This is a genomic window from Nonomuraea sp. GTA35, assembly GCF_041950525.1.
GTDB lineage: Bacteria > Actinomycetota > Actinomycetes > Streptosporangiales > Streptosporangiaceae > Nonomuraea.
In genome coordinates, this window is the sequence record NZ_JBGNUV010000002.1 from 1,192,244 (window position 1) to 1,209,460 (window position 17,217).

The window sequence follows — 17,217 nt, forward strand, 5'->3', positions numbered from 1 at the left end:
ACATCCATGTGAAGTCCTAGCGTGACGGCCATGAGCGAAATTCCTGCACGTGAGACCTTTTCCCTCGGCGGCGACCTCCCGGTGAACCGGATCGGCTACGGCGCGATGCGGCTGGCCGACGGCCCCGAGCCCGCGCCGTCCGCCACCGAGGCACACATCTGGCGTCCCCCGGCCGGTCGGGCGGACGCGATCGCGCTCCTGCGCAGGGCCGCCGAGCTGGGGGTCGACCTGTTCGACACGGCCGACGCCTACGCCCTGGGCGCCAACGAGGAGCTGATCGCCGAGGCGCTGCACCCGTACGCGGGAAGCGTGACGATCGCCACCAAGGTCGGCGTGGTACGCCCCTCGCCCACCGAATGGGTCACCCACGGCCACCCGGCCTACCTGCGCCAGCAGGCGGAGCTGGCGCTGCGCCGGCTGCGCGTGGAGCGCATCGACCTCCTCCAGCTGCACCGCATCGACCCCGAGTACCCGCTGGCGGACCAGATCGGCGCGCTCGCGCAGCTCAGGGACGAGGGCAAGGTGCGCCACATCGGCCTCTCGGAGGTGGGCGTGGACGAGCTGCGCCGTGCCTCGGAGATCACGCCCATCGCGAGCGTCCAGAACCTGTACAACCTGAGCACCCGCGAGCACGACCCCGTGGTGGACTACGCGGCCGGGCACGGGATCGCGTTCCTGCCGTGGTTCCCGTTCGCGGCCGGCTCGCACGCCGGGCCGGGCAGCCCGCTGGCGGAGGTGGCGGCCGAGATCGGGGTCACGGCGGCGCAGGCGTCGCTGGCCTGGCTGCTGCGCCGCTCCCCCACGGTGATCCCGATCCCCGGGACCTCCTCGATCGCGCACCTGGAGGAGAACGTGGCCGCGCTGTCCGTCAAGCTGACGGACGACCAGTACGACCGCCTCTCCCGCGCGATCTAGCCGGTCACGCGACGGCCCCGGGGTGGAGGCCCCAGCACGGCGGCCCGATCCGTCCGTTGACAGTTTGAAATGTTGGCTTTTCGATGAGGGAAGGTGAGCGAACTCGGGGGATTCTGACCGGGTCCGGCAAGGAGGCACCCCCATGAACCAACGGCCGCCGATCTCACGCCGCAATCTCCTGCTGGGCACCGCCGCCGCGTTCGGCGTCCCCGCGGCCCTGGCCGGATGCGGCTCCGGCAGCCCGTCCCCCGCGCCCGGCGGGACGGGCGGCACCCTCGGCACGGTCACGATCGGCTCGAACGCCTCCGACGAGATCCCGAAGAAGTCCCTCGAGACCGTGGTCAAGGGCTTCACCCAGGCCACGACGAGGATCAACACGGTCGATCACAACACCTTCCAGGAGAACATCAACCGCTACCTCAGGGGCACGCCCGACGACGTGTTCACCTGGTTCGCGGGCTACCGCATGCAGTTCTTCGCCGAGCAGGGCCTGGCCGTGGACATCTCGGACGTGTGGCAGGAGGTCGGCGGCAACTACACGCAGGCGTTCAAGGACCAGTCGACCGGCGTGGACGGCAAGCAGTACTTCATCCCGTTCACCTACTATCCGTGGGCGGTCTTCTACCGCAAGAGCCTGTGGCAGGAGAAGGGGTACGAGCCGCCGGCCACGCTGGACGAGCTCACCGCGCTGGCCAGGAAGATGAAGGCCGACGGGGTGATCCCGATCGCGTTCGCCGACAAGGACGGCTGGCCGGCGATGGGCACGTTCGACATCCTCAACCTGCGGACGAACGGCTACGACTTCCACATCTCCCTCATGGCCGGCAAGGAGTCGTGGACGGACCCGCGGGTCAAGCAGGTGTTCGAGACCTGGCGGGGGCTGATGGAGTACCACCAGCCCGCGGCGCTGGGCCGTACCTGGCAGGAGGCCGGGCAGTCGCTGGCGCAGAAGAAGACCGGGATGTACCTGCTCGGCATGTTCGTCGCCCAGCAGTTCCCCGAGGCCGACCGCGACGACCTCGACTTCTTCACCTTCCCGGAGATCAACCCGGCGCACGGGACGGACTCGATCGACGCCCCCATCGACGGCTACATGATCTCCGCCAAGGCCAGGAACGTCGAGGGCGCCAAGGCCCTGCTCAAGCACTTCGCCCAGCCGTCCTCGCAGGACGTCGCCACGGAGCTGGACCCCGGCACGCTGGCCGCGAGCTCGAAGGCCGACACCTCCGGCTACAGCGCGCTGCAGAAGCGCGGCGCGGAGCTGGTGTCGAAGGCCACGCACATCGCCCAGTTCCTCGACCGGGACACGCGGCCCGACTTCGCCTCCACCGTGATGATCCCGTCGCTGCAGTCGTTCGTGAGCAAGCCGGACGAGATCGACTCCCTGCTGGCGAGCATCGAGAAGCAGAAGGCGAACATCTTCCGCTGATGGCCGCCAAGACCCGTCGCTACTCCGCCCGCGACGTGACCGTCCTGGTCATCGGGCTGGGGGTGGCCGTCGCCGTCAACGTGAGCGTCATCTGGGGGCCCACGCTGGCCTCCATCGGGCTGTCCGGCACCGACTGGGACGGGATCGGGCCCGTCGAGTGGGTGGGCGGGCGGAACTACCACGACCTGTCGGCCGAGTACCCGCCGTTCTGGTCGGCGGTCCGCAACAACGTGTTGTGGCTGGGCTTCCTCGGGCTGGTCGCGACGCCGTTCGGGCTGTTCTGCGCGGTGCTGCTGGACCGGCGGCTGCGGCTGTCGCGCTTCTACCAGAGCGCCCTCTACATGCCGGTCGTGCTGTCGCTGGCCGTGGTGGGCTTCATCGCGCAGCTCGTCTACTCCTCCGACTACGGCGTGCTGAACGCGGTGACCGGGCTGGGCGTGGACTGGCTGGGCGACAGCTCCGTCAACATCTGGGTCGTCATGGTCGCGGCCGGCTGGCGGCACGTCGGCTACGTCATGATCATCTATCTGGCGGGGCTCAAGGCGGTCGATCCGGCGCTGAAGGAGGCCGCGGCCATCGACGGGGCGAACGAGCGGCAGGCGTTCTTCCGGGTGGTGTTCCCGACGCTGCGGCCCGTCAACGTGATCGTGCTGGTCATCACGGTGATCGAGGCGCTGCGGGCGTTCGACATCGTCTACGCCATCAACAAGGGCAGGAACGGGCTGGAGCTGCTGTCGGTGCTGGTCACGGAGAACATCGTGGGCGAGGCCGGCAGGATCGGGTTCGGCTCGGCGATCGCGGTGATCCTGCTGGTGATCTCGATGGGGTTCATCGTCGTGTACCTGTCGCAGATGTTCAGGGAGGAGCGATGACTCTCAGCCTGTCGCGGACGCCCGGGGAGGAGCGATGACCCTCACCGCGCCCGCCTCCGCTCCCCCGGCCCAGGCGCGGCGCGCGCCCTCCCGGCGTCCGGTCAGGCCGCTGCGGGTCCTGCTGCACGCCTTCCTCGTGCTGGTGGCGCTGGGGTGGCTGCTGCCGCTGGTGCTGGCCGTGTACGCCTCGCTGCGGCCGTACGAGGAGACGGCCCGCCTGGGGTACGTCTCGCTGCCCGAGCAGCTCACGCTCGGCTACTACACGCAGGCGTGGACGCAGGCCGAGCTGCCCCGCTACTACCTCAACACGTTGATCATCGTGGTGCCCGCGGTGGTGGTGACGCTGCTGCTGGCCTCGTTCACGGCGTTCGCGATCGCGCGGCTGCGCGTCCCCGGGCGCAAGACGCTGCTGATCGTGTTCACCGCGGGCAACCTGCTGCCGCCACAGGTCCTCATCACCCCGCTCTACACGCTCTACACGCTCGTCCCGCTGCCGGCGTGGCTGTCGGACTCGCAGTCGCTCTACGACTCCTACCTGGGCCTGATCCTCATCCACGTGGCGTTCCAGTTCGGCTTCTGCGTCTTCGTGATGGCGAACTTCATGCGCACGATCCCGGAGGAGATCACCGAGGCGGCGCTGGTGGACGGGGCGGGGGTGTGGAAGCGGTACTGGCGGCTGACGCTGCCGCTGTGCCGGCCGGTGCTGGCGGCGCTGTCCACGCTGCAGTTCACCTGGATGTACAACGACTTCCTGTGGGCGCTGGTGCTGATGTCGTCGGGCGACAAGCTGCCCGTCACCTCGGCGCTGAACAACCTGCGCGGCCAGTTCTTCACCGACTACAACCTGCTGGCCGCCGGCTCGATGCTGGTGGCGCTGCCGACGCTGATCGTCTTCCAGCTCCTGCACAAGCAGTTCGTGGCCGGGCTCACGCTCGGCTCCACGAAGGGCTAGAGCAACTGGCGGAAGCGGGCGGCCACCTGGTCCCACGCCCACTCGCAGGCGACCCAGTCGCGGCCGCCCGTCCCCATCTTGCGGGCCTTGTCGGGGTCGGCCAGCAGCTCGACGACGGCCCGCGCCACCTCGCCCGTGTCCTCCCCGTTCACGACCAGCCCGGTCTCGCCGGGCCTGACCGCGTCGGGCGCGCCGCCGGACGCGCCCGCCACCACCGGCAGGCCGGTCGCGGACGCCTCCAGGAACACGATCCCGAGCCCCTCCACGTCCACCCCCTTGAGCCTGGTACGGCACGGCATCGCGAACACGTCGGCCGCCGCGTAGTACCCCGGCAGCGCGGCCGCCGGCACCGTGCCGGTGAACCTGATCGACTCCTGCCCCGCCGCCAGCCGCTCCAGCCTCCTGCGGTACGGCCCGCCGCCCACCAGCAGCAGCACCGCCTCCGGCACGGAGCGCAGCACCTGGGGCCAGGCCCTGATGAGCTGGTCCTGGCCCTTGCGCGGCACCAGCCGCGAGACGCACACCACGACGGGCCGCCCCGGCGGCAGGCCCAGCTCCGCCCTGGCGGCGCCGGGGTGGAACTGACCGACGTCCACGCCAGGCGCGAGCCGGACGAGCTTGCCCGCCGGGATGACCGCGGCCAGCCGCTGGCGCGTGTACTCGCCCAGGTAGGTCACCACGTCGGCGTGCCCGCCGATCCTGCGCAGCACCGAGCGGAAGCCCGGCGCGCTCGCCCACGACGCCTCGTGGCCGTGGGTGAGCATCACCACCCGCCGCGCGCCCGCCCGCCGCAGGCGCGGGGCGAGCAGTCCCAGCGGCGCCGCCGCGCCGAACACCACGGTCCGCGCGCCGTGCTCGGCCACCAGCCCGGCCGCCGTGCGCGCGACGGCCGGGGTGGGCAGCATGAGCCGCGTCGGGTGCCGCACGATCCGGTACGGCTGGCGCCGGTCGAACTCGGCGGCGCCCGGCCAGGCGGGGGCGTAGACCACGACGCCCGGCGTGCGCAGCGCGAGCCCGTGCACGAACGACTGGATGCCGCCCGGCCTGGGCGGGAAGTCGTTCGTCACGATGAGCACGCTGCCGCCGGCGTCGTCGGCTGGGCGGCCGGGGTGGGTCACGGCTCGGGAACGCCGTTCAGCTTGGCCCATGCGCGGGCCATCGCGATGCGCTCGGGGCCGGAGGGATGGGAGGCATAGAGCACATATTCCACCGCATCCGGCGACAAGTCGGAAATATTGGTTATGGCGAGCCGTTTTTGCATGGCGATGAACATGGCCGGATCCCTGGTCAGGTCCAGCGCGTGCACGTCGGCCCTGGCCTCGACGTGCCGGCTGATCACGTTCTGCGCGGGGCCCATGATCAGCGAGCCGAGCGTCATGAGGCCCATGACCACGCCGACCGCCCGGGGATCGGTGATCGAGGTGACGCCGGTGCGCCGCCGTACCGGCTTGAGGACCAGGAACAGCGCGATCGCGCCGAAGCCGGCGCCCAGGGCGCCGATGATCGTGCCGTACAGCACGTCGTCGTACTTGGCGTGCCCCAGCTCGTGCGCCGCGACGAGCTCGACCTCCCGCTGCGGGGCCTGCAGCAGCGTGTCGTAGACGACGATGCGGCGCGTGGCGCCGAAGCCGGACACGTACGCGTTGAGCGCCGTCGTGCGGCGCGAGGCGTCGGCGACCAGCACGTCCTCGACCGGCACGCCGTCGCGCGCGGCCATGTCGAGCAGGTTCGTGCGCAGGGGGCCCTGACGCATGGAGCTGAAGTCGTTGAACAGCGGCTCGAACACCACCGGGTACACGAACGACGTCACCACCGTCAGCGCGAACGCGCCCACCGCCGCGGGGATCCACCAGCGCCTGACCTTGCGCGCCAGCGCGACCAGGGCCAGCAGCATGACGCAGAGCAGGAACACCTCCACGCCCAGGTTCTTCAGCCGGTCGCCCGCCCAGCCGGCCCAGTCCTGGGTGGACAGGCCGTAGTCGCGCAGGATCGTCTCGACCCACATGCCGAGCGGCCACCTGATCACCTCGACGAGCGCGGTGATCACCAGGGCGCCGAGGACGACCCGCAGCCACCACGGGCCCCGCAGCCTGCCCAGCACCCTGGCGCTGAACGGGGTGGCGACCAGGATGCCGGCGATGATGATCGTGAGGGCCAGCGAGAGGTAGCTCGGCAGGGTGGTGGCCGCGTCGAACGCCCGCGCCCTGGCGATCTGGGCGGCGCCGAAGTCGCGGGCCGGGTCGGGCGGGCCGCCGGTGAGCACCTGCCAGGGGGTGCTGAAGGCGGCCACGGCCAGGATCACCAGGCCCAGCAGCACGAGCGCGATGGCCGCCGGGCGCCTCCCACCGCCGTCCTCGCCGCCTCTTCCTGTCACGGGCACCTCCTCACGATGCCCCGGCGCGGGCCCCTCCGCATCGCCCGGCGCCGCCGCGTTGCCGGGGTGGGCGCGTCCAGGGTGGGTGGCGGCGTCCTCCGATTCCGCCGCCTCCTGCCCGTACGGGCCCTCGCTCCGCCCGCCCTCCCCCGAAGGGCCGGGCCCGCTCAGCGTGTCCGGCGCCGCCGCCTCCCCGAGGCCGGCGCGCTCGCCGCGCCCCGTGTCCTCGTCCGGATGGCCGGCGGCGCCGACGGCGGCCATCGCGCCATCCGTCACCTCGTCTTCCCGTGCCGCGTCGTCAGTGTCTCTTCGATCGTCCATCTGCCTCCCCTTCACACGAGCTGATCCCGCACGTATGCGCGCCACCGTGCCGTCAGCGTGGCGACGGAGAGCCCCAGCGAGGCGAGCGCCCGATCGGCGCCTGCCGCCTGGGCTTCACGGTAGAGCCCCACCAGGGTCCCCTCACCGAACCGGTCAGCGAGGAAGCGACACGCCAGCCAGGCCTCCTGGTACGCCCGGGCGAGCCGGTTCGGGTCACGCCCGTCGGCCGCGAAAGCCTCAGGCCCGGGCAAAGCGCTCGGCAGCCGCCCGGCCCGCACCTCCGCCGCCAGCTCGGCGGCGGCGGTCGCCACCGGCAGCCCGGCGTCGCGGTAGCCGACGTAGTCGGCGAAACCCTCGTACAGCCAGACGGGCAGGCCGTCGGTGCCGGCCACGACGTGGGTCAGCTCGTGGGTGAGGACCACGTCCCTGCCGGTGGGGTTGAGGGTGGCGAACGCCTCGGGCACGACGATCACGCGCCGCCCGTCGGCCACGGCGGCCAGCCCGTCGAGCCGTCCCGCACCGGCCAGGCGGGCGGCGTCGCGGCCGGACTCCGGCAGCACGACCAGGGGGCGTACCGGCATGCCGAGCACGGCCGAGACCCGCGCGCCCGCGCTGTCGGCCCTGCGCGCCAGCTCGTCGAGCCGCTCGGGCGGGACCGTGCCGGGACCTGCGACGGTGGACCGGGCGCCGCGGCTGACGGCCGTACGCCGCCCCGGCCACAGGCCGCGCAGCTCGGGGGGAAGGATGGGGGAATCGGGCAGCGGGGTGGCCGCGGCGGGGACGAGGAGCAGCAGGCCCGTCACCACGGCTCGCCGGCTCACCTGCTCGAACACGATGCCCGATCGTAGTGTGCCCTGCCTGCTGAGAGCTCCGGACGTGCGAGAGCCCCGTCCGAATCCAGGAAATCCTCCAAGAATCCGGACGGGGCTTCTTCACATGCCGGGACGAACAGCGCCCACGAAGGACGATCGGCGCCATCCGCTCAGCTTGTCGATGCGTACCCGTTCGCCTGTCCGTGGCGAGTGGATCATCTTGCCCTTGCCGACGTACATGCCCACGTGGCCGAGCCCGCTGAAGAACATCAGGTCGCCAGGCTTGAGATTGCGCCAGGAGACCTTCTGCTTGGTACGGGCGAACTGGCTGCTCGCCACGCGCGGGAGCTTGACGCCGGCCTTCTTCCAGGCGAACTGGACGAGACCGGAGCAGTCAAACGAACCAGGCCCTGTGCCTCCGTACCGGTACGGGTCACCGATCTGGTTCTTGGCCACGGCGATGGCCTTGCGGGCTTTCACTTTCTGCCGAGCGAGCTTGGCTGCCCTTCGCTGGGCGACCGTGGCCTTCTTGGACGTCTTGGCGGTGGTTTCCGCCTTCACCGTCGTCGGAGCGGCCGCATCGCTCGTCGTCGTCGCCTGAGCCGTTGGGGCATGGAGGACGAGACCTCCGGCCGTCACGGTCATCGTGAGTGCTACGCCACTCAGGGCAAGGCGGGACAGGCGGGGGTTCTGCAGGGGACTAGACAGGATTTCTCCTTGTGTCTTCCACGAACGCCTACCGGGTTAGCTGACGGATTCGGGCGTGGAAGTCGCCCTACGGCGCGATGGCGCGCCGACTCACCCCTGATCCCTCGGGGAACTCGGGATCGCTTGGGTCCCCGGCTCCGTGCTCCTGGCTGCACGGATTCGGCAGGCCGCGTGCCCCGATCCAGATTCGATGTGGGGATGCTCGGGGAGCGACCGGCGGATTCTTTTGTCTGTCTCGCATCGGGGCAGACCCGGTGCGGGGTTCGCGGGGACATGGCTTGTTCACCGCGACGACGCCAGAAGCTACGCGGAAAGGTCAAGAATCGGCAAAGGGTGAGTCAGCTTGTAAAGATCAGGCAGAGGGGGGTGTCAAGTTTGAAACCCCTGCTGGAACACCAGGTTCTGTTACCGAAATGTGACCCTGCTCACACTTCGGAACCGCCGGGTTTGTCAGGTCCCAATTGTCACTTAAGTCACATTTGACACCCTTTAAACGTGAGCAAGGCCACTGGGAGCGCTCCCGCTCGCCCTGTCCCGCAACGCCCCGCCATGCCCAAGCAAGCCTCGAAATCTACGGACCTCGCTAGTATTCGTCACTCCTGAGCAGAGTGCGCCTCAGGCCGCTACCGAGGCGACGATCTACGATGCTCGATCGTAGATACTGGCCCGGCAGGGCGCCGGATGCGCCCGCAGAGACCCGCGTACTTCGGCACGCTGAACGCGGCCACCGGAGACCGAAACGGGTGCGGCCACGCCCGGCCCTCAGGAGCCCGGAACTGGTTACGGGCGGACCGCTCCGACGAGGGAACGACCGTAGCCCGAGAGCTTGACGACCTTGACGACATCGCCTGTCTGCGGCGCGTGGACGATCTGGCCATTGCCCGCGTAGATACTGACGTGCCCGAGCCCTTCACTGAAGATCAGGTCCCCGGGCTGCAGCGCGTCGAGCGACACCTTCCGGCTCGCCCCCCACGACCACTGCTGCCACGTCGTACGGGGCAGCGACACGCCCGCCGCCGCCCAGGCCGCCTGGGTGAGTCCCGAGCAGTCGTAGCCGCGCGGCCCCGTACCTCCGTAGATGTACGGCTTGCCCACCTGCGCGTACGCGAACCGCAGCGCCGCCGCCGCGCTGCCCGAAGCCGGACCCGTGTACTTGATGCCCGTGCTGTTGGGATTGCCGGGGTTGTACGCCCCCAGCCTGTCCAGCAGCTTCTTCTGCTGGGCGATCAGCTTGCGGATCTCGGCGCGCTCCTTCTCGACGGCGTCGCGCTCCTCCTCGGCCTCGTCCAGCGCCACCTCGGCCTTGTCGCGCTCGGCCTTCAGCCCCTTGTTCTCGCGGTCGAAGGCGGCCAGCTTCTCGGCCCGTTCGCGCGAGAGCTGCCCGGCCACGGCCCAGCCCGAGAGCATGGCCTGGGGGTTGTTGGAGCCGAACATGCCGGGCCAGGAGGTGACGTCCTCGCCGAGCTTGTAGCTCTCGACGGCCATCCCGATCACCTGCGCCCGCAGGTCCGCGACCGTCCGCAGCTTGCGCTTGTAGCTGTCGTTCAGCTTCGTGTAGGTGCTCTTGGCCGTCTTGTAGCGCTCGTTCGCCTGGTTGAACTGCTCGACGACCTTGTCGGCCTTGTCGTTGAGCTTCTCCAGCTTGGCCTTGGCCTGCGCCAAGGTGGGGCGAGGATCAGCAAGGGCAGCTCCCAGCGGGGTCAGCACCAGTCCGAACGCGAGACCCGCGGCCACCGGTACCCGGCCAAACCTCACTGTATCGCCTCCCAGGGATTACACCTGGGGCGAAATAGTACAGAAGTGGCAGACGAGGTACGGCCAAACCTACCAATTCGTAATTTATGCGCGGCCCAGCCTGCGCAGCAGCAAACCAGACGGAACGGGTCTGGCGCCCATCCGCCTGACGGACTCGGCCACCTCCCGGTCCGACGACACCACGGCGATGGCCCGGCCGGACGGCTCGGCCCGGACGAGCTGCCTGATGAGGTCGTCGGCGATCTCCCCCGGCGCGCTGAACAGCACCCGCACCCCGCGGGGCGCCACCACCTGCACGGGCGCGTTGAGCTCCGCGCCGTCGAACACCACCGTCACCTCGACCCTGGTCTGCGCCACCAGCCCGCCCAGCGAGGTCATCAGCCGGGTGCGCTGGTCGGCGAGGGTGAGGGTGCCGTAGCCGGTCTTGGTGACGTTGTAGCCGTCGATGATCAGATGCACCTGCGGCAGCGCGAGGAGCTGGTCGAGGAGCTGCGGGTCGTCGTCGGCCAGGGCCCGCGCGGGCACGCCGCGCACGCCGGGGCGCTCCCCGGTGACCGCCGCGACGGAGTCGGCGGGCCGGCTGATCGTGGTGGGCAGGGCCAGCTCGCGGCGGAGCCCGGCCGAGGCGTCCTGCAGGGCGTCGAGCAGCACCCGGATGCGGGCGTCCTCGATGCTCCTGCCCTCGCGGGCGGCCCGGCGCGAGGCCTCGAGCTGTTTCTCCACGTCGGCCACCCGCTCGCGCAGCCGCCGCAGCTCGGACTCGCCGGCGCTGCCCGCGGCCGTGGCGGCCGATCTGGCCTCCTCCGCCGCCCGCTCCATCTCCTCGGCCCGCCGCGCGGCGGCCTTGGCCCGCTCGCGCGCGTCGTGCAGCTTGCGGCGCAGGTCGGAGTTCTCCGCGCGGGCCGCCTTGATCTGCTCGCGCAGCCGGTCGGCCTCCTCCTTGGCGGCGCTCTTCTGCGCGGCGAGCTGCTCGCGCAGCCGGGTGACCGTCTCCTCGCGCTCCAGGTCCTCGGCGGCCACCGCCGACTGCTCCAGGTCGGCGCGGGCGGTCTCGATCATCTCCGCCCAGCCCGGCGGCCGGGTCAGGTACGCGGCCGCGGCCACGAGCACGGGGTCGGCGGCCGGCGGCACGTTGCCCTCGGCGAGCGAGGCGACCAGCTCGGGCCATCCGGCGGCCACCGACTCGGCGACCAGCTCGCGGAACTTCTTGTCGTTCTCGAGCTGCGCCGCGATGGGCGCGCCGCCCAGCTTGGCCCGCTTGCGGGGGTCGAACTTGGCGATGCCGCGCAGGGGCGGCGGGATGGTGGCAGCGGGCATCGACCCGAGGACCTGGGAAGCCAGATCCACGACGTTGAGCCGCACCTGCTCGGGAAGCGGGCGAGACAGGCCTTCACCCGCTGAACTCATCCCACTTGTCCCTTCGTGACATGCCCTTTCAGACAAGGGTACGGCTGCTGCGTACCTGACCGTAACGGCCGCCCCAATATGGACAAGCGCTTGCTAGGGGGTATACGACTGTCGAAGGGCACATGTCCAACCGGGAGGCCCCCTGTGACGGAACAGCTGCGCACCTCCACCCGTGACCTGGAAGAACTGCGGAAACGTGCCACCGCCTGGCTCCGCGCCCAGGTCGGCGCCGACGCCACGGTGTCCGAGATGTCCAGACCGTCGGAGAACGGCCTGTCAAGCGAGACCCTGTTCTTCACCGCCACCTGGGACGGGCAGAGCACGCGCTGCGTAGCCAGGCTCGCACCTGCGGTGGAAGCCGTTCCGGTTTTTCCTTCCTACGATCTGCGGGCCCAGTTCCAGATGATGCGCCTGGCCAGGGAAAAAGCTGGGATCCCAGCGCCCAGGCCCCTGTGGTTCGAGCCGGACCCCGGCCCGCTGGGCACCCCGTTCTTCGTCATGGAGCGGGCCGAGGGCGAGGTGCCGCCCGACGTGATGCCGTACACGTTCGGCGGCTGGCTGCACGACGCCTCCCCCGCGGACCAGCGCCGGCTCCAGGACGCCAGCGTGGGCATCCTGGCGGCGCTGCACCAGACCGCGTTCACGCCGGAGGAGCTCGCCCCGTTCGGCGCCGCCGGGCTGCGCGCGCACGTCGAGGCGCAGCGCGCCTACTACGAGTGGGCGCACGGCGAGCACCGGATCCCGCTGCTGGAGCGCGCGTTCGGCTGGCTGGAGGCGCACTGGCCGGACGATCCCGGCCCCGACGTGCTGACCTGGGGTGACGCCAGGATCGGCAACGTGATGTACCAGGGCTGCGACCCGGTCGCGGTGCTGGACTGGGAGATGGCCGCCGTCGGGCCGCGCGAGCTGGACCTGTCCTGGATGATCTTCTTGCACCGGTTCTTCCAGGACATCACGGTCAGCGCGGGCCTGCCCGGCATGCCGGGGTTCATGCGCCGCGAGGACGTCTGCGCGACCTACCGCGACCTGACCGGCTACGAGCCGCGCGACCTGGGCTTCTACGAGATGTACGCGGCGCTGCGGCACGGCGTCATCATGGCCAGGATCTGGCACCGCAGGATCCACTTCGGCGAGCTGCCCATGCCGGACGACCCCGACGATCTGGTGCTGCACCGGGCCACCATCGAGGAGCTGCTGGCCGGCTACGAGCCGGCGTCGTAGACCAGCAGCGCCACCTGGACCCGGTTGTTGAGGCCCAGCTTGGTGAGGATCCGGGAGACGTGCGCCTTGACCGTGGGCACGCTCATGTAGAGCTCGCGCCCGATGTCGGCGTTGGACTTGCCCTGCCCGACGGCCGTGGCCACCTCGCGCTCGCGCTCGCTGAGCCGGCCGAGCAGCCTCCTGGCGCGCTCGCCGCGCTCCCCCGCCTCGCCGCCGTCGGAGACGTGGGTGATGAGCTGCCGCGTCACCGCGGGCGACAGGATCGGCTCGCCCGCGGCCACCTTCCTGATCGCCTGCACGAGGTCACCGGGCGCGATGTCCTTCAGCAGGAACCCGGCCGCCCCGGCGCGCAGCGCCCGCAGCACCTGCGCGTCGGCGTGGAAGGTGGTCAGCACCACCACCTCGGGCGGCTCCGGCGTGCGGCGCAGCGTCTCGGTGGCGGTCAGCCCGTCGATGCCGGGCATCCGGATGTCCATCAGCACCACGTCGGGCCGGTGCGCGCCCACCAGGGGCGGCACCTCGGAGCCGTCGCCGGCCTCCGCGACGATCTCGATGTCGGCCGCGCCGCCGAGGATCATCGACAGCCCGGCCCGCACCATCGCGTCGTCGTCCACGATCAGCAGCTTGATCGGCCCGTCAGCGGTCATGCCTCGTCCTCCCGAGTCGTCTCCACCGGCCACGGCAGCCAGGCGCGTACCACGAACTCCCCCTGCGGCGTCGCGCCGTGCTCCAGCCTGCCGCCGGCGAGCTCCGCCCGCTCGGTCAGCCCGATGAGCCCGGCGCCCGCCCCAGGGATGCGCGCGCCCGCCCCGGGAAGGCGCGCGCCGTGCCGCGGCCCCAGCGGGTTGCGCACCTCCGCCGACAGCGCCCTGCCGGGGGCGCCCTCGACGGTGACGGCCACCGGCGCGCCGCCCGCGTGCTTGCGCGCGTTGGTGAGCGCCTCCTGGACGATGCGGTAGAGGTTGCGGCCCAGCCCCTCGGGCGCGCCGTCGGCCCGAAGGTCGAGCCGCACGTCCATGCCCGCGTGGCGGCACTCCTCGACCAGCGCGGGCAGGTCGGCGAGCGTGGGCTGCGGCCGTTCCGGCACCGTGTCCTCGCCTTCGGAGGTGGAGTGGCGCAGCACGCCGATCACCTCCCGCAGGTCCTGCAGCGCCAGGTGGGCGTTGGTCCTGATCGCCCCCGCCGCCCTGGCGATCTCGGCGGGCGGCGCGTCGGGCCGGAACTCCAGCGCGCCCGCGTGCAGGCTCAGCATCGAGATGCGATGGGCCAGCACGTCGTGCATCTCCCTCGCGATGCGCTCGCGTTCGAGCCGCTTGGCCTCCTCGGCGGCGCCGTCGGCGCGCTGCCTGAGCGACCAGACGAGCTGCCGCCTGGCCCTGATCACGATGCCCCACGCGAACACGGTCAGGACGATGGCCACGCCGAGCGCCGCCGCCCAGGTGCGGTCGAGCTCGCTCTGGGGCCGCAGCGAGACGTACGGGACGAGCGTGAGGAGGTTGAACAGCGTGATCGGCCCCGAGACCTTGAACGGGCGATGCACCGCCACCGTGAACAGCGCGACCACCGACGCCCCGCCGGGCATCTCCAGGTAGGAGGAGAGCAGGCCGGTGACCACCGCGAGGCCCACCGGCCACCTGCGCCGCAGCCACACCGCCGCGCACGACAGCGCCCCCGTGACCTGCTCGATGAACACCAGGGGCTCGGACGGGTTCTGCTGCTGGAGCTCCTCCAGGGACAGGAAGGTCAGAGCGCAGGCGAGCAGGAACATGACGATGTCGACGATCCAGTCGCGCATCGAGCGCCGCACGCGCCCGCCCGCGCGGCCGTCGCCGAGCAGCACCGACGGCAGCGCCCACCGGTATTCGGAGGTGGCGGCGCCGTCTCCCCGCAGTTCCGTCACGTTCATCGAGGTTAGGCCCTTCCGCGGGTACGGCGACAGCGACCAAAGTCGGTGCCTGCCGAGACCAACGGCCGACGCGGGCGGCCGGGTGGCCGGGCGAGGCTTGACGGCATGCAAGCGGTGTTGAAGGTGTTCGGCTGGCTGCTGATCCTGCAAGGGGTGGGCGGCCTGGTGAACGGCCTGCTCGGATGGTGGCGGTGGGCCCACGACCTGCTCGTGGTCAATCTGCTGCCGCTGCTGGAGGGATACGAGGTGTTCGCGGCGATCGTGATGGGGGTGCTCGGGTTCGCGCTGCTGGCCGTCGCCGAGTCCATGGACGGAACGGAGGCCGGGCAGTGAGCGCGACCCGGCTGCGGCCGCCGCGCCACCAGGTCGATCCGCGGGCCGTGGCGTGGTGGACGGTGCAGTGGCTGATCCTCGTGGTGCCGGTGGCGGGGGCGTCCGTGGCGGCGTACTGGTGGTTCACGGAGCGGCCGGTGTGGCTGGGCGCGGTCGTGGGGGCGTTCGCGGCGGGCTGCCTGGCGCTGGCGGTGGTGGCGCCGCGGGCCTCGTACCGGGTGGAGCGGTGGGAGGTCACCGACCAGGCGGTCTACACGCGCAAGGGGTGGCTGACGCACACCTGGCAGGTGGCGCCGATGTCGCGGATCCAGCGGGTCGACACCGCGCGGGGGCCGGTGCAGCGACTGTTCGGGCTGGCGGACGTCACGGTGACCACCGCGTCGTCGGCCGGGGCCGTCAAGATCGAGGCCCTGGATCACGAGGTGGCGGCCGAGCTGGCCGAGCGCCTGACCGCCATCACCCAGGCCACCCGGGGGGACGCGACGTGAGCCCGTACGACACCTCCCCGGCCGCGGCGGAACGGCACGGCACGACCCGGGGAAGCGCTCCCGTTGACGGCGGGTGGCAGGGGCTGGCGCGGCGGAGCCTGTGGGCGTCGGCGGTCAAGTCGCTGGCCATCGTGGCGGGCGCCACCGCGGGGCTGGTGCGCCTGCTGGCGGGCCGCGACTGGCCGGTGGGCGGCATCGTGGCGGTCTGCGCGGGCGCGGCGGTGCTGATCGTCGCGGGCGTCGTCGCGTACGACGTGCTCAGGCTGCGCACCACCCGCTGGCGGCTCACCCCCGAGCGGCTGGAGCTGCGCTCCGGCATCACGGTCCGCCAGCACCGCGCGATCCCGCGCGACCGGGTACGCAGCGTCGACCTGCGCGCCGACCCGGTGAACCGGATGTTCGGCCTGACCGTGGTCAAGGTGGGCACCGGAGAGCGCGCGGAGGACGGCTCGGAGGTCAAGCTCGACCCGCTGAGCAGGCACGACGCCGAGGCTCTGCGCCGCACCCTGCTGCACCAGGGCCAGGAGGCCGCTGCGGGCGAGGGGCCGCTGGCGGAGCTGAGCTGGTCGTGGATCAGGTACGCGCCGCTGTCGGTGTGGACGTTCACGGGCGCGGCCGTGGTGCTCGGGGCGCTGTACAAGGCGCTCGACTCGTTCGGGCTCAAGAGGTTCACCACCCGTCTCGCGACGGGCCTGTGGGAGTGGCTGGTGGCCCAGCCGCTGCTGGCCGTCCCGCTGGTGGTCGCGGCGAACGTGCTGGTGGGCGTGCTGGGCGCGGTGCTGCTGTTCGCCGAGTCGTGGGCGCGCTACCGGCTGGAACGCGAGCCGGGCCGGCTCAGGCTGCGCAGGGGCCTGCTGACCAGCCGGTCGCTGACGCTGGAGGAGCGCAGGCTGCGCGGGGTGGAGATCGGCGAGCCGCTGCTGCTGCGGCTGGCCGGCGCGGCCCGGCTCAGGTCCGTCGCCACCGGGCTGGGCAAGAGCGCCGACAACGAGACCGAGGACGCCGCCGCGCTCACCCCGCCGATGCCGCGCGCCCTGGCGGTGCGGGTCGCCGCCGCGATCATCGGCGCCGGCGTGCCCGCGCTGGCGGCGCACCCCGCCGCGGCCAGGCGCAGGCGGCTGGTACGGGCGATGACGGCGGCGCTGGTCACCGGGCTGGCCACGGCGCTGCTCACCGGCACGGGCGTGGCGGTGCCGTGGCCCCGGGTGAGCGGCTGGGTGAGCACCTGGCTGGGCGGCTGGGTGTGGCTGTTGCCGGTGGCGGTGCTGGCGTACGGGCTGTGGCACGCCGTGGCGAGCGCCGCAAGCCTCGGGCACGCGCTGAGCCCCCGGCATCTGGTCACCAGGACAGGCGCCGTGGTGCGGCGCACGGTCGCGCTCGACCGCAAGGGCATCGCGGGCTGGACCTTCACCGAGTCGTACTTCCAGCGGCGCTCCGGCCTGCTGACGGTCTCGGCGACGACGGGGGCGGGCCGGGGTCACTACGACGTGGTGGACGTGGGCCGCGGCGACGGCCTCGACCTGGCCGCGCAGGCCGTTCCCGGGCTGCTCGAGCCCTTCCTGTCCCGGAACAAGCAATGAGCCGCGAGATCCCCCACGGTTTGCCCATGCCCCTGTACTGGACAAACGTGATCGCGCGGCTCAGGTGCTTGCAGACATAACCGTATTTGTCCCGCTTGCAACCGGGTTGCAGCCGCATTAACCGTTGCCGCAGATCATGAGTCA

The 17,217-nt window shown here is 71.6% G+C and carries 16 protein-coding genes and 1 riboswitch; of the genes, 8 read left to right on the plus strand and 8 right to left on the minus strand.

Annotated features, from left to right (window positions below; translation table 11 throughout):
• The first annotated feature begins 30 nt into the window (after positions 1 to 30).
• From ACBJ32_RS12145 to ACBJ32_RS12160, 4 genes are all read left to right on the plus strand, one after another.
• Positions 31 to 915: an aldo/keto reductase gene (locus tag ACBJ32_RS12145; protein ID WP_375126768.1), complete on the plus strand. Its 885-nt coding sequence runs from the start codon at positions 31 to 33 to the stop codon at positions 913 to 915.
• A gap of 142 nt (positions 916 to 1,057) precedes the next feature.
• A complete protein-coding gene (locus ACBJ32_RS12150; RefSeq protein ID WP_375126769.1) occupies positions 1,058 to 2,344 on the plus strand; it encodes an ABC transporter substrate-binding protein in 1,287 nt (428 codons plus the stop codon).
• Positions 2,344 to 3,216, plus strand: a complete 873-nt coding sequence (locus ACBJ32_RS12155) for a carbohydrate ABC transporter permease (RefSeq protein WP_375126770.1) — start codon at positions 2,344 to 2,346, stop codon at positions 3,214 to 3,216. The genes ACBJ32_RS12150 and ACBJ32_RS12155 overlap by 1 nt, the downstream gene beginning before the upstream one ends.
• Before the next feature lie 34 nt (positions 3,217 to 3,250).
• Positions 3,251 to 4,168, plus strand: coding sequence for a carbohydrate ABC transporter permease (locus ACBJ32_RS12160; RefSeq protein ID WP_375126771.1), 918 nt, complete (start codon positions 3,251 to 3,253; stop codon positions 4,166 to 4,168).
• On the opposite strand, the gene ACBJ32_RS12165 is transcribed toward ACBJ32_RS12160, so the two are convergent.
• The 6 genes from ACBJ32_RS12165 to ACBJ32_RS12190 all read right to left on the minus strand — a co-directional run bounded on the left by ACBJ32_RS12165 (position 4,165) and on the right by ACBJ32_RS12190 (position 11,545).
• Positions 4,165 to 5,238, minus strand: a complete 1,074-nt coding sequence (locus ACBJ32_RS12165) for a glycosyltransferase family 4 protein (RefSeq protein ID WP_375126956.1) — start codon at positions 5,236 to 5,238, stop codon at positions 4,165 to 4,167. The two genes, ACBJ32_RS12160 and ACBJ32_RS12165, sit on opposite strands and share 4 nt — an antisense overlap.
• 44 nt (positions 5,239 to 5,282) lie before the next feature.
• On the minus strand, positions 5,283 to 6,863 hold the full coding sequence (locus ACBJ32_RS12170) for a M48 family metallopeptidase (protein ID WP_375126772.1): 1,581 nt from the start codon (positions 6,861 to 6,863) through the stop codon (positions 5,283 to 5,285).
• A gap of 11 nt (positions 6,864 to 6,874) precedes the next feature.
• Entirely contained in the window at positions 6,875 to 7,696 is an 822-nt protein-coding gene (locus ACBJ32_RS12175) for a hypothetical protein (protein WP_375126773.1), read from the minus strand.
• A 99-nt stretch (positions 7,697 to 7,795) separates the two neighbouring features.
• Positions 7,796 to 8,320 (minus strand): C40 family peptidase, encoded by a 525-nt coding sequence (locus tag ACBJ32_RS12180; protein ID WP_375126774.1) that lies wholly within the window; start codon positions 8,318 to 8,320, stop codon positions 7,796 to 7,798.
• A 73-nt stretch (positions 8,321 to 8,393) separates the two neighbouring features.
• A riboswitch (cyclic di-AMP (ydaO/yuaA leader) is annotated at positions 8,394 to 8,558 on the minus strand.
• A gap of 605 nt (positions 8,559 to 9,163) precedes the next feature.
• Positions 9,164 to 10,045 (minus strand): NlpC/P60 family protein, encoded by an 882-nt coding sequence (locus tag ACBJ32_RS12185; RefSeq protein ID WP_375126775.1) that lies wholly within the window; start codon positions 10,043 to 10,045, stop codon positions 9,164 to 9,166.
• Between the two features lie 177 nt (positions 10,046 to 10,222).
• Complete coding sequence (locus ACBJ32_RS12190; RefSeq protein ID WP_357865793.1) at positions 10,223 to 11,545, minus strand: NYN domain-containing protein; 1,323 nt, start codon at positions 11,543 to 11,545, stop codon at positions 10,223 to 10,225.
• Between the two features lie 144 nt (positions 11,546 to 11,689).
• Here ACBJ32_RS12190 and ACBJ32_RS12195 point away from each other — a divergent pair, with 144 nt between their 5' ends.
• Positions 11,690 to 12,766, plus strand: a complete 1,077-nt coding sequence (locus ACBJ32_RS12195; RefSeq protein ID WP_375126776.1) for a phosphotransferase family protein — start codon at positions 11,690 to 11,692, stop codon at positions 12,764 to 12,766.
• Here the strand turns inward: ACBJ32_RS12195 and ACBJ32_RS12200 are convergent.
• Entirely contained in the window at positions 12,748 to 13,413 is a 666-nt protein-coding gene (locus ACBJ32_RS12200; protein WP_375126777.1) for a response regulator, read from the minus strand. The two genes, ACBJ32_RS12195 and ACBJ32_RS12200, sit on opposite strands and share 19 nt — an antisense overlap.
• Positions 13,410 to 14,672 (minus strand): sensor histidine kinase, encoded by a 1,263-nt coding sequence (locus ACBJ32_RS12205; RefSeq protein ID WP_375126778.1) that lies wholly within the window; start codon positions 14,670 to 14,672, stop codon positions 13,410 to 13,412. The genes ACBJ32_RS12200 and ACBJ32_RS12205 overlap by 4 nt, the downstream gene beginning before the upstream one ends.
• Before the next feature lie 105 nt (positions 14,673 to 14,777).
• On the opposite strand from ACBJ32_RS12205, the gene ACBJ32_RS12210 reads away from it, so the two are divergent.
• From ACBJ32_RS12210 to ACBJ32_RS12220, 3 genes are read left to right on the plus strand one after another with little or no spacing between them, the layout of a single operon-like run.
• Entirely contained in the window at positions 14,778 to 15,005 is a 228-nt protein-coding gene (locus ACBJ32_RS12210) for a hypothetical protein (RefSeq protein ID WP_357865785.1), read from the plus strand.
• The gene (locus ACBJ32_RS12215) at positions 15,002 to 15,493 is read left to right on the plus strand and encodes a PH domain-containing protein (protein ID WP_375126779.1); all 492 of its coding nucleotides are present in this window, start codon (positions 15,002 to 15,004) and stop codon (positions 15,491 to 15,493) included. The genes ACBJ32_RS12210 and ACBJ32_RS12215 overlap by 4 nt, the downstream gene beginning before the upstream one ends.
• Positions 15,490 to 17,073, plus strand: coding sequence for a PH domain-containing protein (locus ACBJ32_RS12220; protein ID WP_375126780.1), 1,584 nt, complete (start codon positions 15,490 to 15,492; stop codon positions 17,071 to 17,073). Before ACBJ32_RS12215 ends, ACBJ32_RS12220 begins: the two co-directional genes overlap by 4 nt.
• Positions 17,074 to 17,217 lie beyond the last annotated feature (144 nt).